This window comes from Streptomyces venetus, from assembly GCF_039540295.1.
GTDB classification, from domain to species: Bacteria; Actinomycetota; Actinomycetes; order Streptomycetales; family Streptomycetaceae; genus Streptomyces; species Streptomyces venetus.
Genome location: NZ_BAABET010000009.1, coordinates 13685 through 37126, shown reverse-complemented (window position 1 = coordinate 37126; position 23442 = coordinate 13685). Strand labels below are relative to the sequence as shown.

Below are 23442 nucleotides of genomic sequence, written 5' to 3'. Positions count from 1 at the left end.
GGCGCGGCCGGGCCGGCCGGTTCAGCGGCGGCGCACCGCCACGAAGCGGACCGGTGTGCCGGGAACCGCCTGGGCGGCGGCCGGAAGGTCGGCGGCGTGCACCACCGCGATCACCGGGTAGCCCCCGGTGGTCGGATGGTCGGCCAGGAACACCACCGGCCTGCCGTCGGGCGGGACCTGGACCGCGCCCAGCACCATGCCCTCACTGTGCAGTTCCCCCCGCCGGGTCCGCTCCAGGGCGGGGCCCTCCGTGCGCAGCCCGATGCGGTTGCTCGCGGGGGAGACCCGATAGGGGCGCGAGACGAAGGTCCCTACGGCTCCCGGCGTGAACCAGTCGTCGCGCGGGCCGAGCGTCACCCGCAGGACCAGCTCCGCAGGCGGCGCCGGCTGCGGAGCCACGTCCACGCGCGCGTGGACGCCGGTCGGCCGGCCCAGGGGCAGCACCGTGCCGTCCGTCAGTGGGGCCGGACCGAGCCCCGACAGCAGGTCCGTCGAGCGGCTGCCGAGTACCGGCTCGACAGCGATACCGCCGGAGACGCCCACGTAGGAGCGCACCCCCGAGACGGCGGGCCCGACGTCCAGCAGCGCACCGGCCGGCAGCCGCACCGGCGCGCCCCAGGGGACGGCCCGGCCGTCCACCGTGACCCGGCAGGGCGCGCCGGTCACGGCCACCGTGACCGTGGAACGGGGGCGCACGGCACAGCCGTTGAGGGTCGTCTCCAGCACCGCGGCCTCGGGCGGATTGCCGGCGAGCCGGTTGACGAGATCCGCGGCGGGCCGGTCCAGCGCCCCGGAGCGGGGCACGCCGAGGTGGGCGTGCCCGGGGCGGCCGAGGTCCTGAACGGTGGTCAGGGCTCCCGCGCGCACGACGGCGAGCGCGTGATCCGTCATGAGTGCCTCACCGGCCGGGCCGGGACGAACCGCACGCACATGCCCGGCGAGAGCAACGCGGCGGGCACGCGCGCGTGGTCCCACAGGACGGCCTCCGTCGTGCCGATCAGCTGCCAGCCGCCCGGCGACGAGCGCGGGTAGACGCCCGTGTACGGGCCCGCCAGCGCCACCGAGCCGGCCGGGACGGCCGTGCGCGGGGTGGCCCGGCGCGGGACGTCGTAGCGCGACGGCAGACCGGTGAGGTAGCCGAAGCCGGGCGCGAAGCCGCAGAAGGCGACCCGGAACTCGGTCTCCGCGTGGATACGGGCGACCTCCTCCTCCGGCACACCCCAGTGCGCGGCGACGTCGGCCAGGTCCGGACCGTCGTAGCGCACGGGGATCTCGACCACTTCACGCGCGCGTGGGGGAGCGGGCGGCAGTTCCGCCGCGGTCAGCTCGGCGGCCAGCCGGGCGGGGGCGTCGAGACCGTCGAGGAGGACCGTGCGGGCCGCGGGGACGATCTCGCGGGCAGCCAGCGAGCCCTCCGCGCGGCGCCGCAGCAGCTCGGCGTGCAGGGCCTGCGCCTCGTCGTCCGAGGCGACCTCGACGAGCAGGGCGTCCGCGCCGACGGGCAGGACCTTCATGCGAAGGCCTCCACCCGGACCCCTGAGGCCTCCAGCCGCTCCCGCACCCGGCGCGCCAGTTCCACCGCGCCGGGTGTGTCGCCGTGCAGGCACAGCGATCGCGCGCGTACCTCGATCCGTGTCCCCGAGTGGGAGACGACCTCGCCGGAGCGGGCCAGGCTCAGGGACCGCTCGACCACCGTGTCCGGGTCGGTGACCACGGCGCCCTCCAGGGCGCGCGGCACGAGTGTGCCCGCCTCGGTGTAGGCCCGGTCGGCGAACGCCTCGGTGACGACCGGCAGTCCGGCTTTACCGGCCAGCTCCAGCAGGCGCGAGCCGGGGAGGCCGAGCACGGGCAGCGTGGCGTCCGCGAGGAGCACACCGTCGACGACCGCGGCGGCCTGCTCCTCGTCGCGCACGACCCGGTTGTAGAGCGCGCCGTGCGGTTTGACGTAGGCCACGCCGGAGCCCGCCGCGCGGGCGAACACCTCCAGGGCGCCGATCTGGTAGGCCACTTCGGCCGCCAGCTCGGCGGGCGGCACGTCCATCGCGCGCCGTCCGAACCCGGCCAGGTCCCGGTAGGACACCTGGGCGCCGATCCGGACGCCGCGCTCGGCCGCCAGTTCGCACACCCGGCGCATGGTGGCCGCGTCCCCGGCGTGGAAACCGCACGCCACGTTGGCGCTGGTGACCACGGACAGCAGCCGTTCGTCGTCGGTGAGCCGCCAGCGGCCGAAGCCTTCGCCGAGGTCGGCGTTCAGGTCGATCGAGGTCATAGCCTTGTCGGTCTCCTGTCAGGCCACGCGGTACTGCTCGTCGCGGGCGTCGGTGAGGAACATCTGCCCCGGGGCGTGCGTGAGGGCGAACGGCGGCCGCGAGGCCATCACGGCCGCCTGCGGGGTGACTCCGCAGGCCCAGAACACCGGGATGTCGTCGGGCTCGGCGTCCACCGGGTCGCCGAAATCCGGCCGGCCGAGGTCGTCGATACCGAGGCCGGAGGGCTCGCCGCAGTGCACAGGGCTGCCGTGCACCGCCGGCAGCAGGCTGCTCTCCCGGATCGCCGCCGCCAGATGCCGGGGCGGCACCGGCCGCATGGACACCACCAGCGGCCCGTGCAGCCGCCCCGCCGGACGGCACTGCCGGCTCGTCACGTACATCGGGACGTTCACGCCCTGCTCGACGTGCCGGATCGGCACGCCCGCCTCGCTCAGCGCCCACTCGAACGTGAAGCTGCACCCGATCAGGAACGACACCAGGTCGTCCCGCCAATGGGCGCGCACATCCGTCGGCTCGTCCACCAGCTCGCCGTCCCGCCACACCCGGTAGCGCGGCAGGTCCGTGCGCAGGTCCGCGCCCTCGGCGAGCACGGTGGTCCACGATCCGGCGTCCGTCACGTCGAGGACCGGGCACGGCTTGGGGTTGCGCTGGCAGAACAGCAACATGTCGTAGGCCCAGTCGGCGGGCACCGAGATCAGGTTGACCTGGGTGTGGCCGGCCGCGACCCCGGCGGTGGGGCCCGTCAGCCCCTCCCGGAAGCGGGCGCGGGCCGCTTCCGGGCGCCACGCGTGCGCGTGGTCGTCGACCAGGACCACAGGACGGTCCTCGGTGCCGGTGCCGGTGCCGGTGCCGGTGCCGGTGCCGGTGCTGGTGCTGGTGCTGGTGTCCACGGGGTTCACGTGAGCTCCTTCCCGCGCGTCTCCGGCAGCCCGAGCAGCGCCAGCGCCGCCAGCCCGTAGCCGATCGCGCCGAAGACGAGTGCGCCGCCCACGCCCCAGCTGTCGGCCAGGAAGCCGACCGTCGTCGGGAACACGGCTCCCACCGCGCGCCCGGTGTTGTACGTGAAGCCCTGCCCCGTGCCGCGCACCGCCGTCGGGTACAGCTCGCTCAGGTAGGAGCCGAAGCCGCTGAAGATCGCCGACATGCAGAACCCGAGCGGGAATCCGAGCACCAGGAGCAGGGTGTTGGCGCCGCTCGGGATGTTCGCGTACGCCAGGATGCAGATCGCCGAGAGCAGCGCGAAGAGCCAGATGTTGCGCCTCCGGCCCAGCTTGTCCGTGAGGTAGCCGCCGGTCAGGTAGCCGAGGAAGGCACCCGATATCAGGAAGGTCAGATAGCCGCCGGTGCCGACGACCGACAGGTCGCGCTCGGACTTCAGGTATGTCGGCACCCAGGTGGCCAGCGTGTAGTAGCCGCCCTGGACCCCGGTCGAGAGCAGTCCCGCGAAGAGGGTGACGCGCAGCAGGCCCGGCTTGAAGATCGCGGTGAAGGAGCCCTTCTCCGTGCTCTGTTCACGAGCTGCGGCGGCCTCGGGCGCGTCGTGCACACTGCGCCGCAGCCAGATGACCAGCAGCGCGGGAAGCGCCCCGGTCCAGAACATGATCCGCCAGGCCAGATCGTCGCCGGCCATCGAGAAGACCAGCGTGTAGGCGATCACTGCGAGGCCCCAGCCCACGGCCCAGGAGCTCTGGATCGCGCCGAGCGTGCGCCCCCGGTGCTTGGCGCTCGCGTACTCGGCGACCAGGATCGCGCCGACCGCCCACTCGCCGCCGAAACCGAGCCCCTGGAGGGCACGGAAGACCAGCAGCGTCTCGTAGTTGGGCGCGAAACCGCAGGCGACGGTGAAGACCGCGTACGTGATCACCGTGATCATCAGTGCCTTCACGCGGCCGATGCGGTCCGCGAGGACGCCCGCGAGGGCACCGCCGATCGCGGAGACCACCAGGGTGACCGTCGTGAAGAGGCCGGTCTGGCCGCTGCTCAGGCCGAAGTACGCCGACAGCGCCACCATGCTCAGCGGCAGCGTGAAGTAGTCGTACGAGTCCAGGGCATAGCCGCCGAAGGCACCGGCGAACGCGCGTCGGCCGCGCGGGCCGAGGGCGCGCAGCCAGCCGAACGCCCCGTCATCGGCGGTGTGTTCTGCCGCCGCGGGGCGCGAGTCGTCGGTCAGGGCCTGCGGTGGAGGGGTCGTGCTCATGGGCACCTCGCAGAGGGAGGACGGAGGGTGCTTCGGGCTGAGCTGTGAGTGCTCCGGGGATCGAGCCGTAGCGGCTGTGGGGGTGAGCCGTACTGGCTGTGAGGGGTGAGCCGTACCGGCTCCGGGTGCGAGCCGTGCCCAGCACCGTAGAGGATTGTTCAACGATCCCTCAATACCCATGTTGGTTGTTCTTCTGATCTGCGATTGAATTCCGGCATGGCAGAGCAGCTGAAGGACCTCGCCGACGACCGGGCTCTCCTCGGGCGCACCAGCACCGCCGAGCGGGTCTCGGACATCCTCAGGAGCCGCATCGCCGAGGGCTACTTCCCGCCCGGCACCCGCCTGTCGGAGGACAGCATCGGCGGCGCGCTCGGCGTCTCCCGCAACACGCTGCGCGAGGCGTTCCGGCTGCTCACGCACGAACGCCTGCTCGTCCACGAGCTGAACCGGGGCGTCTTCGTCCGGGTCCTGACCGTGGAGGACGTCGAGGACATCTACCGCACCCGGCGGCTCGTCGAGTGCGCCGTGGTCCGCGGCCTCGGCGAGCCGCCGTACGGCCTCGACGGCCTCGCCGGTGCCGTCGCCGAGGGACGGCAGGCGGCCCGGGAAGGTGACTGGAAGGGTGTGGGTACGGCCAACATCCACTTCCACCGCGAGCTGGTCGCCCTGGCCGCGAGCGAGCGCACGGACGAGTTGATGCGGAGTGTCTTCGCCGAACTGCGTCTCGCCTTCCACGTGGTGGACGAGCCGCAGCGGCTGCACGAGCCGTACATCGCGCGAAATGTCGCGATTCTCGAGGCTCTTCAGGCGGGGGAGCGCGGCAGGGCCGAGCGTCTGCTCGCAGGCTATCTGGACGACTCGCTGGAGCGGGTCGTGGAGGTGTACCGACGGCGGGTGGGCGAGGAGGGTTGACGGGACCGCCGAGGGGGCGTACCCGCGTCGTTTGGGTGGTTGTCAGACCCAGGACCTAGTCTGTGCACCGTGACTTCGCCTGCATCGACGGACAGCGTTCCGCCCCAGCTCAGCGCGGGGCCGCGCCCCGCGCCGGGGCCGGCCGCCGACGAGGGCCTGGCGCGGCGCCTGCGCGCGCTCGCCTGCACCGCGCCGCTGCACGACCTCGACGTGCGCAAGGCAAATCTCGCCGGCGAGTACTCGGTGTATGGCATGGCGGAGGTCGCTCTCGCGGCCATCGACCTGGTCACCCTGAACATGGACTTCGACACGGGCGCGGACCACGACCAGATCGTCGCCCGCCTCGTCCCGCGGATCGCCGCCCAGGCGCCGCAGCGGCCCGCCGCCGAGCACGAGCGGGTGGCCCGCTGGGTCCTGGAGAACCTCATCAACGTCGGCAGTGTCGACCGCGGCTTCCGCGCGGTGTACGGCACCTTCGCGGCGGACGGCACCTATGTGCGCCGCGACTACGACTTCAAGCTGATCGAGGAGGTCCCCGGCCCCGGCGGCACGGTCTACCTCCGTACGACGGACGAAGCGGTCAACGTCCTCGTCGGCGCCCTCGACACGGACGTCACCAGCGCGCAGATCGCCGCCGAGGTCAAGCTGGAGGTGCTGATCAGCCGCGGCCGGCTCGCCGACGCCCAGCTCGCGGCCGAGCAGGCCCGCTACCGCACCGTGCAGTACTCGGAGACCCTGCGCCGGGCCCTGGACGCCACCCGGCGCAATGTGCGCGCGGTCGACTGGCTCAGCACCGTGCCCGACATGATCGCCGAGGCGCTGGAGCACGTCGCCGACCGCTACCGCCACGAGAACGCGATCCTCACCAACATCCGCAAGGCCCGCGACGAGTCCGAGGAGCCGGAGCAGAAGCGCCGCGCCGCGGAGCTCGTCGACATCGTCAAGGACTGCATCCGCCGGCACACCCAGCTGCAGTCGCGGCTGCTCGAGGCCGGGCCGCTGTTCCGCGCCGAGCAGGACCGGCAGGCCTTCGCCACTCGGACGACCACCTCGGGGATCGACCTGTACGGCCATCTCGTCGCCCCCGTCCTGCCGCTGCCGCTCGAGCAGGCCGTCCGCGTCACGGACGCCTTCTTCGGGCGTGGCACCGGGCTGCGCACACCGGTGTCCGTCCGAGTCGGGGATCTCGTCGACATATTGCTCACGCCCCCTGTGGAGCGGGAGCACCTGGGTGCGGAGATGCCCGAGCCGGACCTCATCGCCACGCCCGACGACAGCCGGTTCAGCGAGGAGCAGCTGGCGGCGGCGCAGGAGCTGCTCGACCTGCCGGCGGACGCCCCGCGGCGGTTGTCGGGCCTGCTCGCGCAGGCCCGCCGCCAGGATCCCGAACTGCCCTATCTGGTGGCGCTGCTGGCGGTGCACGCGGCCAGCCCACCCGTCGGTACGGCCTATCGCCAGGGCGAACAGAAGCTGCTGTTCGCCGTGGACGACGGAACCGAGCTCGACGATCCGGAGTTCGGCGGGGCGGACCTCATCGTCGGGACGGCACTGCTGGACGCGGCGGGGATGGCCGCGGACCGGACGGAGGCCGCGTGATGCTTCCGCCGGTGGGCGGCTGCGACGCCGTCGTGGCCGCTCGCGCAGTCCCCCGCGCCCCTGAGGGCGTCGCCCGCAATCCCGTCTACAAGGTCAAGGAGTTCAAGTCGTGAGCGAGCACGTCGAGTGGAGCGACGCGGAGAGCCCGGCCCCCACGGCCACCGACGCCGTCACTCCCGCCGACGCCGCCGACGCGGCGCGGCTCGTCTCCTTCGGCCTGCAGCCCAAGCTCCAGCCCGCCCGCGACCAGGAGTACGCCGACCTGCTCCGGCGTTACCGCGAGGACCCGCCGTTCGCACGGCTCGCCGACGCCGTGGCCACCGGTCTGGGCCTGATCGTGCTGGAGGTGTCCCCGCGCGCGGGGATGGCCGTGACCGCCGCGGAGGACTCCGTGTTCGCCGTCCGCATGGGTGACTACGCGCGTCGCACCTCCGCCGACGGCGGCGACCGGTTCCTGCACGGGCTCGCCCATCTCGCCGTCGCCGCCATGGCGTTCCCGCGCCCCGAGGACCTCGCCGACGACGGCTACATCGGCCGTGTCACGGTCAACGGTGTCGACGCCTTCGTCCGCCATGCCTGCCGCCGCCTGGAGGAGCGCGCCGAGGAACAGGGCGAGAACACCGACCCGGCGACCGGCGCGCCCGGCCTGGAGGCCGCCTGGCGGATCTGGGTCCGGCGCAGCGCGACGGGAGCCACCAAGGACGCGCGCCGGCTCGCCGGTTCGACCACCGGCATCGTCGCCAAGGCCGTCGCCTTCCTCACCGACTCCGGATTCCTCCAGCGCACCGGCGACGACAACGGCGGTACGTACCGCACGACCGCCCGCTACCAGCTCCAGGTGCGGGACATGGCCGGCGGCGCCGCCATGGCCGAGCTGCTGGAGCTGGGCGTCGTCCCGGTCACCGACGGAACGCCGACGCTGCTGCCCGCCGAGGAGAGCGACGACCTGGATCTGGTCGCCGACGCCGGGCTGCCGTTCCACTCCTCCTGAACCATCCGTTCGTCTGAGAAGCCTCACGAGAGTCCGCCATGTACGAGCTGTCCCGGGTCCGCCTCTACTCCATCGGGCCCGCCGGTGCGCGCTACGCCGACACCGTGCTTGATATGCGCGGGGTGGGCGAGCCCGTGCCCGACCCCGCCCCCACGCAGGCGGAGTTCTTCGAGGAGGAGCCCGTCGGCCCGCCGCGCCGGCCCGCGCCCGCGGGCGTGCTCTTCCTGGAGAACGGCGGCGGCAAGTCGGTGCTGCTCAAGCTGATCTTCTCCGTGATGCTGCCGGGACACCGGAACACCCTCGGCGGCGCCAGCTCCGGTGTGCTGCGCAAGTTCCTGCTCGCCGACGACTGCGGCCACGTGGCCCTGGAGTGGCAGCACGTGCTGACCGGCGAGTGCGTCGTCGTCGGCAAGGTCAGCGAGTGGCGCGGACGGCAGGTCTCCAACGACCCGCGGAAGTTCGCCGAGGCCTGGTACTCCTTCCGGCCCGGACCCGGACTGAGCCTCGACAACCTCCCCGTGGCCGAGGCCACCGCCGTACGGGCCCCGGTCGAGGGACAGTCGGGCGCGCGTGGGCGGCGCCGCACCATGAAGGGCTTCCGCGACGCCCTCACGGAGGCGGGCAAGACGTACCCGCACCTGGAGGTGCACTGGGAGGAGATCCACGACCGCTGGATCGAGCACCTCGGCGAGCTCGGCCTCGACCCCGAACTCTTCCGCTACCAGCGGGAGATGAACGCCGACGAAGGTGAGGCCGCCGGTCTCTTCGCGGTCAAGAAGGACGCCGACTTCACCGACCTGCTGCTGCGCGCCGTCACCGACACGCGGGACACGGACGGGCTCGCCGACCTGGTCAGCGGCTTCGGCAACAAGCTGGGCCGGCGCGCCGAGCTGATCGCCGAGCGCGACTTCACCGCCGGGTCCGTGGACCTGCTCGGAAGGATCGTCGAGTCCGCCGAGGCCCGCACCCGCGCGCGTGACATCCACACCGGAGCCGAGCGCCGTACCCGGACCCTCGCGCGCAGGCTGTCCGCGCGCGGCGTGCGGGAGCGGGTCCGGGCCGCCGACCTCGCCCAGCGGGTCACCGCCGCCGCCTACGCCGTCACGCACGCCGAGGCGGCACGCGAACGCAGCGCCCTGATCTCCGCCGAACTCGCCTACCGGCACGCCTCGCTGGCGCTCGCCGCGGCCGAGAAGTCCGCCGCCGCGCAGAAGCGCGAACTCGCCGACGCTCGCACGCTGTACTCGGCCTGGCAGGCCGCCGAGGCCGTGCTGCGCCACCGTGCCGCCGCCGACCGCGTCGCCCGCGTGTCCGCCGCGATCCAGGAGGCGGAGCGGGACGCGGCACCCGCGCTGGCCGCCCGCTCCAAGGCCGCCGTCGACCTCGTCCGTGCCCTGCACGCGGCCGCGGAGAACGCCGAGAACCACGCCAACGAGGAGGAGGAGCGCTCCGCCGCCCTCCAGGAGGTCAGCGACGCGGCCTACGGCGACTCCACCGCCGCCGCCACCCAGGCGCAGCGCGCCCGCAGTGAGATCGGGCACCTGAAGCAGCGCCTCGCCGAGGTCGAGCAGGAGACCGCCGAGGCGGTACGGGCCGGCTGGCTCGACGACAGCGCGCCGGACGCCGACCCGGCCCGCGCCGCCCTCGCCGCCAGCGACGCCGAGAAGACCGCCGTCGCGGCCTGGGACTCGGCCCGCGAGGCGTCCCGCAGGGCCACCGAGCACGCACGCGAGGCCGCCGCCGCCGAGACCCGCGCCGAACTGACCGCGGCCCGTGCGGCGGACGCGGCGACGGCGGCCGAGCGGTCGTACCAGGCCGAGCGCCGCACCGCCGAGACACTGGCGGGGGAGGAGCGGCTGGCGGAACTGCTCAGCCTGGCCCCCGCCACCCGCCCGGGCATCCCGCAGCCCCGCCACGGCACGGACCACGAGCCGGCCGGCCCGCCCCCTCCCGGCGAGCAGGGGCTCAGCCCCGAGGAGCTCGACCGCTTCGCCGACGACCTGCGCGAACTCCTCGACGACGCCGTCGGCTCCGCCGAACGGCAGCTGTTCGACCTGCGTACGGCCGCCGCCGACGACTCCCGGATCCTCGGCGCGCTCGGTGACGGCGGGCTGCTGCCGCCCGGCCCGGACGTGCTGGCCACCGTCGAGTTCCTCGGTGAGCACGGCATCCCCGCGCTGCCCGGCTGGCGCTACCTCGCACAGGCCGTCGACCCGGCCGACCACGCCCGCGTGCTCGCCGCCCGGCCCGAACTCGTCGACGGTGTGATCATCACCGACCCGGACTCCCACGCACGCGCCCGGGAGGCGCTGGGCGAGGCGGCGCTGCTGCCGCGTTCCGCGGTGGCGGTCGGCACGGCGGCCGCCCTGCTCGCCCCGACCCCCGCCCCGGACAGCGACAGCGGCGACGTGTTCCTCGTGCCGCCGAACCCGGCCATGCACGACGAGCACGCCGCCGACGAGGAGCGCCAGGCGCTGCGCGCCCGGGCGACCGAGCGGGACGAGGAGATCCGCGCGCTCGCCGCACGGCTCGGCAAGGACCGCGAGCTGGCCGCCCGGCTCGCCTCCTGGCGCACCGGCTGCCCGGCCGGCCGGCTCGCCGAACTGGGCCAGATGGCCCACGACACCCGCGTGTTCGCCGAGGAGTCGGAGGCCGAGCTGACCGAGGCGCGCACCGCGCGGGCGGAGGCCGACGAGGTCGCCGGTGAGGCCGCGCGGGTCCGGGACGAGCGGCAGGAGGCCGCCCAGAAGGCCCGCCGCTCCGCAGACGCCCTCGCCGGGCTCGCCTTCCGGCTGCGCGAGCGGGCCGGCTGGCAGGTCAGACTGCGCGAGCTGGCCGACGAGGCCGCCGAGTCCGAGGCCGCCGCCCAGGCGTGCCTGGAGCGCGCCCGCGCCGCCGACGAGGACAGACGAGCCGCCCAGCGCGCCGCGGACGACATGCGCCGCACCGCCCGCGCGCTGCGTGCCGAGCGCGCGGAGATCGCGGGCGCCCCCGACGACGTGCCCGAGGACGACGCCCAGACCCCGAAGGCCTCTCTGCCCGCCCTGCGCGAGGCCTACCGGGCCGCGTCCCAGGTGTACGAGAAGGTCGGCGTGGGCGCGGACCTGCGGGCCGAGCAGGCCCGTGCGGAGAGCGACGAGAGCGCGGCCCGCGCGGAGCTGGACCGGCTGAGCAACAAGGTCCGCACGCGCGCCGAACAGCTCCTCGAATCCCCCGACGGCTCCGACGGCCCCAGCCGCCAGGCCGCCGCCGCGCGTGCCGAGGAGCTGGTGCAGCTCCTGGAGACGCGTATGTCGACCGCGAGCGAGCAGCTCGGGCGGCTGCGCGGTGAGGCCGAACGCCTCGCGCCCGAGGACGGTGACGCGCACACCGAACTCCCGGAGGACCTCCAGCCGCGCGACGCCGAACACGCGCAGACCCTGCTGCGCACCGCCACGGCCGAACTCGCCTCGCACACCGAGGCACTGGACCAGGCGCGGGACGCGCACGCCGAACTCCTCGCCGCCCACCGCGCCGCCGAGGACGCGGCGAGCGGCTTCGACGAGATCGCGGCCATGCTTCGCGACCTGCTGCGCGAGCACGCGGGGGACGAGGAGCACGAGCAGCCCGAGCCGTACCCCGGAAGCCCGGAGGAAGCCCGGCAGTCGGCCGCCGAGGCCCGCCGCTCCCTGCGCGGCTGCGCCGCCGACCTGTCCGCCGCCGAGGCCGCCGTCCGCGAGGCCAGCGACATCCTCGTCCGGCACGCCAACTCCACGCGCTACGAGCAGGTCCGCACCCCGGCACGCCAGCAGATCCGCGAACTGCCCGCCTCCGCACTGCCCGAGCACGCCCAGAAGTGGGCCGACGCCTTCGCGCCGCGGCTGCGTGTCCTGACGGACGAGCTGGAGCAGCTGGAGCGCAACCGGGACTCGATCGTGGACCGCCTGCGCGGCCTCGTCGAGTCGGCCCTGGCCACCCTGCGCTCCGCCCAGCGGCTCTCCCGGCTTCCGGAGGGCCTCGGGGAGTGGTCGGGGCAGGAGTTCCTGCGCATCCGCTTCGAGGAGCCCGACCAGGCCACGCTCACCGAGCGGCTCGGCGAGGTCATCGACGAGGCGACCCGTGCCGCCGTCAAGAAGAACTCCGACCTGCGGCGCGACGGCATGTCTCTGCTGCTGCGGGGCGTCGCCGCGGCCCTGCAGCCCAAGGGCGTCGCCGTCGAGATCCTCAAGCCCGACGCGGTGCTGCGCGCCGAGCGCGTCCCCGTCGGGCAGATGGGCGACGTCTTCTCCGGCGGCCAGCTCCTCACCGCGGCCATCGCCCTGTACTGCACGATGGCCGCACTGCGGAGCAACGACCGGGGCCGCGACAAGCACCGGCACGCCGGCACGCTCTTCCTCGACAACCCCATCGGCCGTGCCAACGCCACGTATCTGCTGGAACTCCAGCGCGCGGTGTCGGACGCCCTGGGCGTCCAGCTCCTCTACACCACCGGCCTGTTCGACACCACCGCGCTGGCGGAGTTCCCCCTCGTCATCCGCATGCGCAACGACGCCGACCTGAGGGCCGGCCTCAAGTACATCAGCGTCGAGGAACACCTCCGCCCGGGTCTGCCGCAGCAGCCCCAGGCGGGAGAGGCGGTGCACAGCGAGATCACGGCGACCAGGATGTACAAACGCCCCCAGTAGGAGCGCCCAGGGGCGTGGGTGGGGGTCAGGCGTCTTCCCGCGCCGGCGGCGGTTCGGCGGCGACCTCCGAACGGTGCTCGGCGAGCACGCCGGTCCTGTGCCGCTGGACGAACCAGTAGTACGCGAAGCCGCCGCCGGCGATGACGGCGACGAACAGCACCGCGCCCCAGCGCAGGTACCAGTGGTAGGGGGCCGCGGCGTTGTAGACGGCTGCCCGCGGCCAGATCAGGTTCAGCGTCATGCCCGCGCCCCACAGCACGGCCACGATGTTGACCGGTAGCCCCCACCGGCCCAGCGAGAACCGGCCCCCGCCCGCGGGCTGCCACCTGCCGCGCAGCCGGGCCGCCAGCATCGGCACCGTGACGCCCAGGTACGCGAGGTAGATCATGATGATGCCGATGCTGGTGACGACGGTGAAGATCTGTGGCTGGCGGATGTTGACCACGAGGATCGCCAGCGCGAGGACCCCGATGATCACGGTCGGCAGCACCGGCGTCTGGAACCGCGGATGGCACCGGGCCAGCCGTGAGGACGCGGGCAGGTTGTTGTCGCGGGCCATCGCGAACGCCAGCCGCACCGCCGCCGTGTGGACCGCCAGCGCGCACACCGTCACCGCGATCAGGACGCACCACAGCATCGCCTTGCCCGCCGTGGGGCCGAGCACGTCCAGCACGATGTACTGAAGGCCGTCCGTGGACAGCTTCTCGCCCTTCAGGCTGGAGACGCTCATCAGGGCGAGGAGCAGGATCAGGCCGCCGAGGACGAAGGAGGCGACGATGGCCCGGATGATCGCGCGCGGCGCGTTCCGCGTCGGGTCCAGGGACTCCTCGCCCAGCGAGGCCGCCGTGTCGAAGCCGTACATGACGTAGGCGGAGGCCAACGAGGCCACCAGGAAGGCACCCAGATACCCGTTGCCGTAGCCCGCGCCGGTGCCGTGCGTCTCCATGACCACCTGCGGGCCGCGCGTGACATGGACCGCGAACAGGACGATCAGCACGACGGTGGCGATCAACTCGATGAAGACGCCCGCCGTGTTGATGGTGGCCATCAGCTTGACGCCGAAGGCGTTCACCAGTGTCGTGAAGAGAATCAGCACCGCGGCCAGGACGACCGCGTTGGTCGCCACGTCGTACGTACCGGTGCCGTCCCCCACGAACTGGAAGAACGACGAGATCTGCGGCAACGTCAGCTGGTAGGCCAGCGCCACCGCGGCTATGGACACGATCGAGGCGATCAGCATCATCCAGCCGGCGAGCCAGCCCAGATGCGGATTGCCGATCTTCTTCGACCAGTTGTAGACGGAACCCGCGACGGGATACCGGGCCGCGAGCTCCGCGAAGCACAGGGCGACCATGAACTGGCCGACGAAGACCATGGGCCAGGACCACCAGTAGGCGGGGCCGCCGCTGCCGTAGCCGAAGTAGAACAGCTGGAAGGTGCCGGTCAGGATCGAGATGTAGCTGATCCCGGCGGCGAAGGTGTGGAAGTTGCCGAGGGTGCGTTTCAGTTCGGGTCTGTAGCCGAACTCGGTGAGCTCGGCATCGTCCTGGCCGTGCCGGTCTGCGGGCTGCGTGGTTCCACTCATGGAGCCAACCCTGTGGTGTGGGACGGGTGTTGCGCCAGATGCGCGCCGTCCCGGGGGCCGGGCGAATCGTCGCCGCCCGAGGGTGTGCCCGGCACCCGACTCGGTTCAGCCCCGGCTCACGGGTGGGACAACTGCCCGGCTCCGCCCCGACGGCGTATGCGCTCCTGCGCCCGCTCGGCGGCACGCGCCTGGCGCCGGGACCGGCGCCGCTCGCGTCGCAGGGCCCGTGCCGTGCTGCTCGGCATCGACACCACGCCGTGGCGCTGGGACCAGACCTGACGCGTCACCCACACGTCGAGCGCTCCCCAGGTGGCCGCGATCGTGCTGACCACGCTGCTGATCACCATGGGGAACGCCAGCCAGGACCCGGCCATCGTGCAGAGGAAGGCCACCATGGCCTGGAGCAGCGTCAGAGCGATGAGGAGCACCGCGCGCACCGCCGCCGTCCGTACCGGATCCGGCAACCGGCGCCGCCGCGCGGGCTCCTCGACCCACAGGGGCCGGTAGGACCCCGCCTCGCCGGCAGGAATGTCGCGATCACTCGCTTCGGCAAACCGTTGCGGCGTCACACGCGCCTCGTCAGCCCCGGGCGCCCTGCGCCGTTCCGCCGTGCCCATCACTGTGTCACTCCCCACCGCCAGCAGACCGCTCGCCCGCATCCGAAGACCCGTGCTCCCCAGTGGCTGCCCGGCTTGCGCTGTTTTACGCCGCCCAGATGCGGGGTGCGGTCCCTGTGGCCGATTCCGCCCCCATCTCCCAAAGAGAGAGACGAGCAACTCGCCATGAAGATTCCCTGGAACCGAAAAATTTCAGCCAACCAACCGGACGGATCGCGAGGATCAGCCCGTGTGTCGACCATCGGTTTCAGGGAGACAACTCCCTCAATGACCGGACAACTCACCATGCCTCGGGGCTGGCGCGGAAGTTCAGCTTCCGGACCGGTCTTCGAGTTCCCTGTGGGTCGGTAGTAGGCTCGCGCCGTTTGTTGACGCACATGTGTACCCCCGGTAGCCGGGGGCCCGAGCTGGGGGAGGCCATGCGCTTTCGCGGGAAGTCCATCCGCCGGAAGATCGTGGCGCTGCTTCTCGTGCCGCTGGTGTCCCTGAGCGCGATCTGGGCCTTCGCCACGGTGCTCACGGGACGTGAGGCGAGCGACCTCTTCAACGTGTCGTCCGTGGTGGAGAAGATCGGCTATCCCATCGAGGACACCGCCCGGGTCCTCCAGGAGGAACGCCGCCAGACCCTCGTCTACCTCGCCGACCCGCGCGCCTCCGACGGGCTCGCCGCCCTCCGGCGCAGCAGGACCGCCACCGACGAAGCAGTCGGCAGCATCCGCGAGAACGCACGGAACCCCGATGTGCGCGACGCGATGGGAGCCGACACCGACGAGCGGCTGACCGCGGTCCTGGACGCCTTCGACGGCATCGAGTCGCTGCGCCGCAGCGTCGAGGACGGCACCGTCAACCGCTCCCAGGCCCTCGACCTCTACAACCGGCTGGTCGACCCGTGTTACGTCCTGCTGGCCAACCTGCACGTGGTCGACAACGTGGAACTGGACAAGCAGTACCGCGCGCTGGTCAATCTGGCCCGCGCCCGCGAACTGCTCTCCCGCGAGGACGCCCTCCTCGGCTCCGCCCTGGTCGTCGGCGAGATCTCCCGCTCCGAAGAGCGTGACATCTCCGACCTCGTGGCCCAGCGCACCCTGATGTACGACGTCAACCTGCCGCTGCTGCCCGTGGCCGAGCGCGACCGCTACCAGAGCTTCTGGAAGAACGCCTCCACCGCGCCGCTGCGCGTGGCCGAGGAAGCGGCCCTCGCCTCCGGAGCCGGAACGCCCCGCGGCGTCACGGCGAAGAGCTGGGACAGCGCCGCCGGGAACGTGCTCGACGAGCTCGGCACCCTCAACGACCAGGCCAACGACCGCTATCAGGACCGCGTCCACCCGGTGGCCGTGGGCGTCATCGCCAAGGCGGTCATCGCCGGCGCGCTCGGCCTGATCGCGCTCCTGGTCTCCCTCTTCCTCTCCGTCCGCGTCGGCCGCACCCTGATCCGCGACCTGCGGCAGCTGCGCCTGGAGGCCCACGAGGCGTCCGGGGTGCGGTTGCCCAGCGTGATGCGCCGCCTCTCGGCGGGCGAGCAGGTCGACATCGAGACCGAGGTCCCGCGCCTGGAGTACGACAAGAACGAGATGGGCGAGGTCGGCCAGGCCCTCAACACCCTCCAGCGCGCCGCCGTCGAAGCCGCCGTCAAACAGGCCGAGCTGCGCGCCGGTGTCTCCGAGGTCTTCGTCAACCTCGCGCGCCGCAGCCAGGTCCTGCTCCACAAGCAGCTCACCCTGCTCGACGCCATGGAGCGCAGGACCGAGGACACCGAGGAACTCGCCGACCTGTTCCGTCTCGACCATCTGACCACCCGTATGCGCCGGCACGCCGAGGGCCTCGTGATCCTCTCCGGCGCCGCGCCCTCCCGGCAGTGGCGCAAGCCCGTCCAGCTCATGGACGTGGTCCGTGCCGCCGTCGCCGAGGTGGAGGACTACGAGCGCATCGAGGTCCGCCGCCTTCCGCGTATCGCCGTCACCGGCCCGGCCGTAGCCGACGTCACGCACCTCGTGGCCGAACTCCTCGAGAACGCCACGGTCTTCTCGCCCCCGCACACCGCGGTCCAGGTCGTGGGCGAGCGGGTCGCCAACGGCTTCACCCTGGAGATCCACGACCGTGGCCTCGGCATGGCCGCGGAAGCGCTCCTGGACGCCAACCTCCGGCTCGCCGAGACCCCGGAGTTCGAACTGTCCGACACCGACCGGCTCGGCCTGTTCGTGGTCAGCCGTCTCGCCCAGCGACAGAACGTCCGCGTCTCCCTCCAGCCCTCCCCGTACGGCGGCACCACCGCCGTCGTCTTCATCCCCGACGCGCTGCTCACGGACGACATCCCGGACACCAACGGCATCGGGTTCCGCCTCGACCGCTCCCAGCTGGCCGCGGAGAGCGAGCCGCAGGACACTCGCCGCACCGCGCTGGCCCACGGGACCGCACAGCGGCCCGGGCTGCCGGCCTCCCTCCTGGACGGACCGGTCGAGCTGGAGGTCCCCGTCGACCTCGACGCCATCCGCGACTTCCCCGGCGCCCTCGAGGACGAGGACAGCGAGCGCAGCGGCCTGTTCCGCCCCCGCACCTCCCTCACCGGCGCCCAGGACGACACGGCCGGCCGCCGCGATCCGCACCAGCAGGGCGACGCCCGCAGCGCCGCGGAGCGGACCGACAGCGAGGACGAGCTGAGCGCACCGGTCCAGCTGCCCCGCCGCCACACTCCCAAGCTGGTCAGCTCCCACGGGCGCCCGGTCACCGAGCAGCGCACCCGGCGGGGGAGGACGGACGAGGAGACCACCCCGGGCGACGGCCGCACGGAGCCCGGGGGTCCGCCCCCGCTTCCGTCCCGTCGCCGGGGCGGGGACTCCGGGACAGGCCGGGGCGCGGGCCGGTCCGGGCCGGAGCCCTCCGAGCTTCCGTCCCGGCGCCGCACCGATGACTCCTCGGCCGGCGGCCGGCCGGGCGAGGCGCAGGGCGCGCCGCCGCCCCTGCCGGCCCGCCGCCGGGGAGCGGAGTCCGATCGCCGGGGCATCGGCGCCGCCGGGTCGGAGCCGCCCGTGCTCCCCCAGCGGACCCGCCGTGCGGAGATCGCCTCCAGCGGCCTGGACGGCCCCGACCGCCCAGGCGCCGCGTCGGGGACACCCGGCGCGCCCCCGCGCCACGGGACCGGCTCGGGAAGCGCCCCGGCTCCCGGCGCCGTGGACCAGGGGACCGGTACCGCCCCGCTGCCCCGGCGCGTCCGCCAGGCCAATCTGGCCCCGCAGCTGAAACGCGGGCCGGAGCCTCGTACGGAGGAACCGGCCGAGTCCGTCGAACGCGACGCCGACGAAGTACGCAGCCGTATGGCCTCGCTCCAGCGCGGCTGGCAGCGCGGCCGCGAGGAGAACGCCGCGGGCGACGCCGCCCACAGCGGCACAGCACCACAACGAACGACAAAGGGGGACGGTCGATGACCGCACCGAAGGCGACCGGCCACACGACCGACAAGGGGCAGCTGAACTGGCTCCTCGACGACCTGGTCGATCGCGTCGCGAGTATCCGCAAGGCCCTCGTGCTCTCCGGAGACGGATTGCCGACGGGCCTGTCCAGGGACCTGACCCGGGAGGACAGCGAGCATCTGGCCGCCGTCGCCTCCGGTTTCCACAGCCTCGCCAAGGGCGTGGGACGCCACTTCGAGGCCGGTAGCGTCCGCCAGACCGTCGTCGAGCTCGACGACGCGTTCCTGTTCGTGACGGCCGCCGGCGACGGCAGCTGCCTCGCCGTCCTCTCCGACGCCGACTCGGACGTCGGCCAGGTCGCCTACGAGATGACGCTCCTGGTGAAGCGGGTGGGCGTGCATCTGGGCGCCGCTCCGCGCACCGATCTGCCCGCGGGCGGGTAGTGAGATGACATGAGCGCTGACGGTCAGGGAAGAAGCCACTGGTTCGACGACGAGGCCGGACCGGTCGTCCGTCCGTACGCCATGACCCGCGGCCGCACCAGCAGCCAGGGCCAGCACCGCCTGGACCTGATCGCGGTCGTGGTCACGGAGCCGCACGCGGACGATCCGGAAGCGGACCACATGCTCTCCCCGGAGCACGTGGACATCGTCGAACTGTGCCGTGACCTGCCGCAGTCGGTCGCCGAACTCGCAGCGGAACTCGACCTGCCGATCGGGGTGGTACGGGTCCTTGTCGGAGATCTCGTGGACGCGGAATTCGTCCACGTGAACCGGCCCGTACCCCCTGCCGAGCTGCCGGACGAGAGTATTCTGCGCGACGTGATCAACGGCCTCCGGGCGCTGTGAGCAGCGCGGAAGCGGGGTACTGACGTGACAGGCTGGCAGTTCTGGGTCGACCGAGGCGGCACCTTCACCGACATCGTCGCGCGTCGCCCGGACGGCCGGCTGCTCACGCACAAGCTCCTGTCGGACAACCCGGCGCGCTACGCGGACGCCGCGGTCGAAGGCGTGCGCTCCCTGCTGGCCGACTCCGGTGCCCCCGTCGAGACCGTGCGCATGGGAACCACGGTCGCCACCAACGCGCTCCTGGAGCGCAAGGGCGAGCGCACCCTGCTGCTCATCACGCGCGGCTTCCGCGACGCCCTGCGCATCGCCTACCAGAACCGTCCGGGCATCTTCGCCCGCCGCATCGAGCTGCCCGAGATGCTCTACGAACGGGTCGTCGAGGTCGACGAGCGCATCGCCGCCGACGGCACCGTGCTGCGCGCGCCCGACCCGGACGCCCTGGCCGGGCCTCTCCAGGAGGCCTACGACGACGGGATCCGGGCCGTCGCCGTGGTCTGCATGCACAGCCACCTCCACCCCGCCCACGAACAGGCCGTCGGGGAGCTCGCCGCCCGCATCGGCTTCCCGCAGATCTCGCTCTCCAGCGAGGCCAGCCCCCTGATGAAACTCGTCCCCCGAGGGGACACCGCCGTCGTCGACGCCTACCTCTCGCCGGTCCTGCGCCGCTACGTGCGGCACGTCGCCGACGCGCTCGAGGGCGTACGGCTGATGTTCATGCAGTCCAACGGTGGCCTCACCGAGGCCGGGCAGTTCCGTGGGAAGGACGCCATCCTGTCCGGGCCGGCCGGTGGCATCGTCGGCATGGCCCGGATGTCGCAGCTCGCCGGTTTCGACCGCGTCATCGGCTTCGACATGGGAGGCACCTCCACCGACGTCTCCCACTTCGCGGGCGAGTACGAACGCGTCTTCACCAGCCGGATCGCCGGCGTCCGGCTGCGCGCCCCCATGCTCGACATCCACACCGTCGCCGCCGGCGGCGGCTCGGTCCTGCACTTCGACGGCTCCCGCTACCGCGTAGGGCCGGACTCTGCGGGCGCGGACCCGGGGCCCGCCTGCTACCGCGGCGGCGGACCGCTCGCCGTCACCGACGCCAACGTCATGCTCGGCCGCATCCAGCCCGACCACTTCCCGAAGGTGTTCGGCCCCGGCGGAGACGAGCCCCTCGACGACGCGCTCGTCCGGGACCGCTTCACCGCCCTCGCGCGCGAGATCCGCGAGCGGACCGGCGACGACCGCACACCCGAGCAGGTCGCCGAGGGCTACCTGCAGATCGCCGTCGCCAACATCGCGTCCGCGGTCAAGCGGATCTCCGTCCAGAAGGGCCACGACGTCACCCGGTACGCCCTCACCACCTTCGGCGGCGCCGGCGGCCAGCACGCCTGCATGGTCGCCGACTCCCTCGGCATCCGCACCGTCCTCGTGCCGCCCATGGCCGGCGTGCTGTCCGCACTCGGTATCGGGCTCGCCGACACCACGGCCATGCGTGAGCAGTCCGTCGAGGCGCCCCTGGAGCCCCCGTCGATGCCCGGCGTGCGCAAGACCGCCGAAGACCTCGAAGCCGCGGCACGCGCCGAACTCCGTGCCGAAGACGTCCCCGAGGAGCACATTCAGGTCACCCGTCGCACCGAGCTCCGCTACGACGGCACCGACACCACCCTCACCGTCGAGCTGACCGAGCCCGACACCATGCGGCGGGCCTTCGAAGAACGTCATCGCGCCACGTACTCCTTCACGCTCGACCGCCCGATCGTCGTCGAAGCCCTCTCCGTCGAAGCCACCGGCATCACCGAACCCCCCGATCTCTCCGCTCTCGCCCCCTGCACCGCCACCGCCGACCGCGGCTCCGAGCACGGCCCGGCCGCGCCGCGGACCGTCCGCCTCCACACCGGCGGCACCTGGCGCGACGTACCCCTCCACCACCGCGAGGACCTTCCCCCCGGCGACAGCGTCACCGGCCCGGCGATCATCGCCGAAGCCGGCGCCACGACCGTCGTCGACGACGGCTGGCGAGCCGCGGCGACCCACGAGGGGCATCTGGTCATGGAACGCGTCGCGATTACGCAGAGTTCCGATCTCGACACGAAAGTCGATCCGGTTCTGCTTGAGGTCTTCAACAACCTCTTCATGTCCATCGCCGAGCAGATGGGCGCCCGTCTCGAATCCACCGCCCAGTCCGTCAACATCAAGGAGCGTCTGGACTTCTCCTGCGCGCTGTTCGACCCGGACGGAAGCCTGGTGGCCAACGCCCCACACATCCCCGTCCACCTGGGCTCGATGGGCACGAGCGTCAAAGAGGTCATCCGGCGCCGCGGCTCCCGCATGCGCCCGGGCGACACCTACGCCGTCAACGACCCGTACCACGGCGGCACCCACCTGCCCGACGTCACCGTGATCACCCCGGTGTTCGACACCGCACCCTCGAACAACGCGGACAGCTCGGACAACACGGAGAGTGACCCCGAGATCCTCTTCTACGTCGCCTCACGCGGCCACCACGCCGAGATCGGCGGCATCGCCCCCGGCTCGATGCCCGCCGGCAGCCGCACCATCGAGGAGGAGGGCGTCCTCTTCGACAACTGGCTGCTCACCGAGAACGGCCGGTTCCGCGAGGACGAGACCCTCCGCCTCCTCACCGAGGCGCCGTACCCCTCCCGCAACCCGAAGACCAACCTCGCCGACCTGCGCGCCCAGATCGCCGCCAACCGGAAGGGCGTCGACGAGGTGGGCCGCATGATCGAGGACTTCGGCCTCGACGTCGTCCAGGCCTACATGAAGCACGTCCAGGACAACGCCGAGGAGGCCGTACGCCGCGTCATCGACGCCCTCGACGACGGCGACTACGCCTACGAGACGGACTCGGGCGCCGTGATCCGGGTGCACGTGCGCGTGGACCGCGAGAACCGGGCCGCGACCATCGACTTCACCGGCACGTCGGCGCAGCTGCCCACCAACTTCAACGCCCCCTTCTCGGTCGTCAACGCGGCCGTCCTGTACGTCTTCCGCACCCTCGTCGCCGACGAGATCCCCCTCAACGACGGCTGCCTGCGCCCACTGAAGATCGTGGTGCCGCGCGGCTCCCTGCTCGCCCCCGAGCCGCCGGCCGCCGTCGTCGCGGGCAACGTGGAGACCTCACAGGCCATCACCGGCGCGCTCTACGCCGCGCTCGGCGTCCAGGCCGAAGGTTCCGGGACCATGAACAACGTCACCTTCGGCAACCGACGCCACCAGTACTACGAGACCGTGGCCTCGGGCTCCGGCGCGGGTGACGGCTTTCCCGGCGCGCCCGTCGTCCAGACCCACATGACCAACTCACGCCTCACCGACCCCGAGGTCCTGGAGTGGCGACTGCCCGTGCGCCTCGAGGAATTCGCGGTCCGGCGCGGCAGCGGCGGCTCCGGACGGTGGCGCGGCGGGGACGGTGCCGTGCGCCGCATCCGGTTCCTGGAACCCATGACCGTCTCAACACTGTCCCAGCACCGCCGTGTCCCCCCGTACGGCATGGCGGGCGGTGAGCCGGGCGCGCTCGGCGCCAACCGCGTGGAACACGCCGACGGCATGGTGACCCAACTCGGCGGCAGCGACTCCGCCGACGTCGTCACCGGCGACGTACTCGTCATCGAAACCCCAGGCGGCGGAGGCTACGGCCCACCGTCGCCCGACCCCCATCAAGCAGGAGAAGAGATCGATGATCTTCGGGCGTTCTGAGCGCGGCAAGCCTCCGGTCGAGCCCGTCACGCTCAAGATCCTGGTGGCCGGCGGCTTCGGCGTGGGCAAGACCACGCTCGTCGGCGCGGTCAGCGAGATCAGGCCGCTGCGCACCGAGGAGCTGCTCACCGAGGCCGGGCGCCCGGTCGACGACACCAGCGGCGTGGAAGGCAAGCACACCACGACCGTGGCCATGGACTTCGGCCGCATCACGCTCCGCGAGGACCTGGTGCTGTACCTCTTCGGCACGCCCGGACAGGAGCGGTTCTGGTTCATGTGGGACGAGCTCTCCGAAGGCGCGCTCGGTGCCGTCGTGCTCGCCGACACCCGCCGCCTGGAGGACTGTTTCGCCGCCGTCGACTACTTCGAACGGCGCTCGATCCCGTTCCTCGTCGGCGTCAACTGCTTCGAGGGTGCCCCGCGGTACCCGGTCGAGGACGTCCGTCAGGCCCTCGACCTGGACGAGGGCGTTCCGCTGATGATGTGCGACGCCCGCGACCGCGAGTCGGTCAAGGAGGCACTCATCGGCGTCGTCCAGCACGCGATGGCGTACGCGGCCGACCGCCGCCAGACCGTGAACACCTGACGCCGGCCGAGCGGACGGACACGGCCCGCACCCCCGCCGACAGGGGTACGGGCCGCAGTCGGGA

16 protein-coding genes are annotated in these 23442 nt (G+C 72.7%); 9 read left to right on the top strand and 7 right to left on the bottom strand.

Going from position 1 to position 23442, the window contains the following annotated elements; genetic code table 11:
- Positions 1–21 precede the first annotated feature (21 nt).
- The 5 genes from ABEA82_RS27535 to ABEA82_RS27515 all read right to left on the bottom strand — a co-directional run bounded on the left by ABEA82_RS27535 (position 22) and on the right by ABEA82_RS27515 (position 4467).
- The gene (locus tag ABEA82_RS27535) at positions 22–891 is read right to left on the bottom strand and encodes a 5-oxoprolinase subunit C family protein (protein WP_345664383.1); all 870 of its coding nucleotides are present in this window, start codon (positions 889–891) and stop codon (positions 22–24) included.
- Positions 888–1514 (bottom strand): 5-oxoprolinase subunit PxpB, encoded by a 627-nt coding sequence (gene pxpB, locus ABEA82_RS27530; RefSeq protein WP_345664382.1) that lies wholly within the window; start codon positions 1512–1514, stop codon positions 888–890. Before pxpB ends, ABEA82_RS27535 begins: the two co-directional genes overlap by 4 nt.
- The gene (locus ABEA82_RS27525) at positions 1511–2269 is read right to left on the bottom strand and encodes a LamB/YcsF family protein (RefSeq protein ID WP_345664381.1); all 759 of its coding nucleotides are present in this window, start codon (positions 2267–2269) and stop codon (positions 1511–1513) included. Before ABEA82_RS27525 ends, pxpB begins: the two co-directional genes overlap by 4 nt.
- An 18-nt stretch (positions 2270–2287) precedes the next feature.
- Positions 2288–3085, bottom strand: a complete 798-nt coding sequence (locus ABEA82_RS27520; protein ID WP_345664656.1) for a putative hydro-lyase — start codon at positions 3083–3085, stop codon at positions 2288–2290.
- Between the two features lie 80 nt (positions 3086–3165).
- Complete coding sequence (locus ABEA82_RS27515) at positions 3166–4467, bottom strand: MFS transporter (RefSeq protein ID WP_345664380.1); 1302 nt, start codon at positions 4465–4467, stop codon at positions 3166–3168.
- A gap of 216 nt (positions 4468–4683) precedes the next feature.
- Between ABEA82_RS27515 and ABEA82_RS27510 the strand changes: the two genes are divergently transcribed.
- The 4 genes from ABEA82_RS27510 (at position 4684) to ABEA82_RS27495 (ending at position 12630) form a co-directional block, all read left to right on the top strand.
- Entirely contained in the window at positions 4684–5379 is a 696-nt protein-coding gene (locus ABEA82_RS27510; RefSeq protein ID WP_345664379.1) for a GntR family transcriptional regulator, read from the top strand.
- A gap of 69 nt (positions 5380–5448) precedes the next feature.
- Positions 5449–6975: a hypothetical protein gene (locus ABEA82_RS27505; RefSeq protein WP_345664378.1), complete on the top strand. Its 1527-nt coding sequence runs from the start codon at positions 5449–5451 to the stop codon at positions 6973–6975.
- A gap of 109 nt (positions 6976–7084) precedes the next feature.
- A complete protein-coding gene (locus tag ABEA82_RS27500; protein WP_345664377.1) occupies positions 7085–7966 on the top strand; it encodes a hypothetical protein in 882 nt (293 codons plus the stop codon).
- Between the two features lie 38 nt (positions 7967–8004).
- Positions 8005–12630, top strand: coding sequence for a hypothetical protein (locus ABEA82_RS27495; RefSeq protein ID WP_345664376.1), 4626 nt, complete (start codon positions 8005–8007; stop codon positions 12628–12630).
- Positions 12631–12655: 25 nt separating this feature from the next.
- On the opposite strand, the gene ABEA82_RS27490 is transcribed toward ABEA82_RS27495, so the two are convergent.
- Positions 12656–14215, bottom strand: a complete 1560-nt coding sequence (locus ABEA82_RS27490) for an APC family permease (RefSeq protein WP_345664375.1) — start codon at positions 14213–14215, stop codon at positions 12656–12658.
- Between the two features lie 116 nt (positions 14216–14331).
- Positions 14332–14832 carry a hypothetical protein gene (locus ABEA82_RS27485; protein ID WP_345664374.1) on the bottom strand — a complete coding sequence of 167 codons (501 nt, stop codon included), beginning with the start codon at positions 14830–14832 and terminating at the stop codon, positions 14332–14334.
- Between the two features lie 419 nt (positions 14833–15251).
- Here ABEA82_RS27485 and ABEA82_RS27480 point away from each other — a divergent pair, with 419 nt between their 5' ends.
- The 5 genes from ABEA82_RS27480 to ABEA82_RS27460 are packed head-to-tail and all read left to right on the top strand — an operon-like array spanning position 15252 to position 23378.
- The gene (locus ABEA82_RS27480; RefSeq protein WP_345664373.1) at positions 15252–18254 is read left to right on the top strand and encodes a sensor histidine kinase; all 3003 of its coding nucleotides are present in this window, start codon (positions 15252–15254) and stop codon (positions 18252–18254) included.
- Positions 18251–18682: a roadblock/LC7 domain-containing protein gene (locus ABEA82_RS27475; RefSeq protein WP_345664372.1), complete on the top strand. Its 432-nt coding sequence runs from the start codon at positions 18251–18253 to the stop codon at positions 18680–18682. The genes ABEA82_RS27480 and ABEA82_RS27475 overlap by 4 nt, the downstream gene beginning before the upstream one ends.
- Positions 18683–18691: 9 nt before the next feature.
- Positions 18692–19087, top strand: coding sequence for a DUF742 domain-containing protein (locus ABEA82_RS27470; RefSeq protein WP_003988870.1), 396 nt, complete (start codon positions 18692–18694; stop codon positions 19085–19087).
- A gap of 24 nt (positions 19088–19111) precedes the next feature.
- Complete coding sequence (locus tag ABEA82_RS27465; protein ID WP_345664371.1) at positions 19112–22792, top strand: hydantoinase B/oxoprolinase family protein; 3681 nt, start codon at positions 19112–19114, stop codon at positions 22790–22792.
- On the top strand, positions 22773–23378 hold the full coding sequence (locus ABEA82_RS27460) for a GTP-binding protein (protein WP_345664370.1): 606 nt from the start codon (positions 22773–22775) through the stop codon (positions 23376–23378). The genes ABEA82_RS27465 and ABEA82_RS27460 overlap by 20 nt, the downstream gene beginning before the upstream one ends.
- The last annotated feature ends 64 nt before the right edge of the window (positions 23379–23442 follow it).

What these genes read in the sequence shown, in the direction of transcription:
- ABEA82_RS27510 (WP_345664379.1), top strand. Translation starts at nt 4,684, where the DNA reads ATGGCAGAGCAGCTGAAGGACCTCGCCGACGACCGGGCTCTCCTCGGG.
- ABEA82_RS27535 (WP_345664383.1), bottom strand. Translation starts at nt 891, where the DNA reads ATGACGGATCACGCGCTCGCCGTCGTGCGCGCGGGAGCCCTGACCACC.
- ABEA82_RS27490 (WP_345664375.1), bottom strand. Translation starts at nt 14,215, where the DNA reads ATGAGTGGAACCACGCAGCCCGCAGACCGGCACGGCCAGGACGATGCC.
- ABEA82_RS27495 (WP_345664376.1), top strand. Translation starts at nt 8,005, where the DNA reads ATGTACGAGCTGTCCCGGGTCCGCCTCTACTCCATCGGGCCCGCCGGT.
- ABEA82_RS27485 (WP_345664374.1), bottom strand. Translation starts at nt 14,832, where the DNA reads ATGGGCACGGCGGAACGGCGCAGGGCGCCCGGGGCTGACGAGGCGCGT.
- ABEA82_RS27515 (WP_345664380.1), bottom strand. Translation starts at nt 4,467, where the DNA reads ATGAGCACGACCCCTCCACCGCAGGCCCTGACCGACGACTCGCGCCCC.
- pxpB (WP_345664382.1), bottom strand. Translation starts at nt 1,514, where the DNA reads ATGAAGGTCCTGCCCGTCGGCGCGGACGCCCTGCTCGTCGAGGTCGCC.
- ABEA82_RS27480 (WP_345664373.1), top strand. Translation starts at nt 15,252, where the DNA reads ATGCGCTTTCGCGGGAAGTCCATCCGCCGGAAGATCGTGGCGCTGCTT.
- ABEA82_RS27475 (WP_345664372.1), top strand. Translation starts at nt 18,251, where the DNA reads ATGACCGCACCGAAGGCGACCGGCCACACGACCGACAAGGGGCAGCTG.
- ABEA82_RS27470 (WP_003988870.1), top strand. Translation starts at nt 18,692, where the DNA reads ATGAGCGCTGACGGTCAGGGAAGAAGCCACTGGTTCGACGACGAGGCC.
- ABEA82_RS27460 (WP_345664370.1), top strand. Translation starts at nt 22,773, where the DNA reads ATGATCTTCGGGCGTTCTGAGCGCGGCAAGCCTCCGGTCGAGCCCGTC.
- ABEA82_RS27525 (WP_345664381.1), bottom strand. Translation starts at nt 2,269, where the DNA reads ATGACCTCGATCGACCTGAACGCCGACCTCGGCGAAGGCTTCGGCCGC.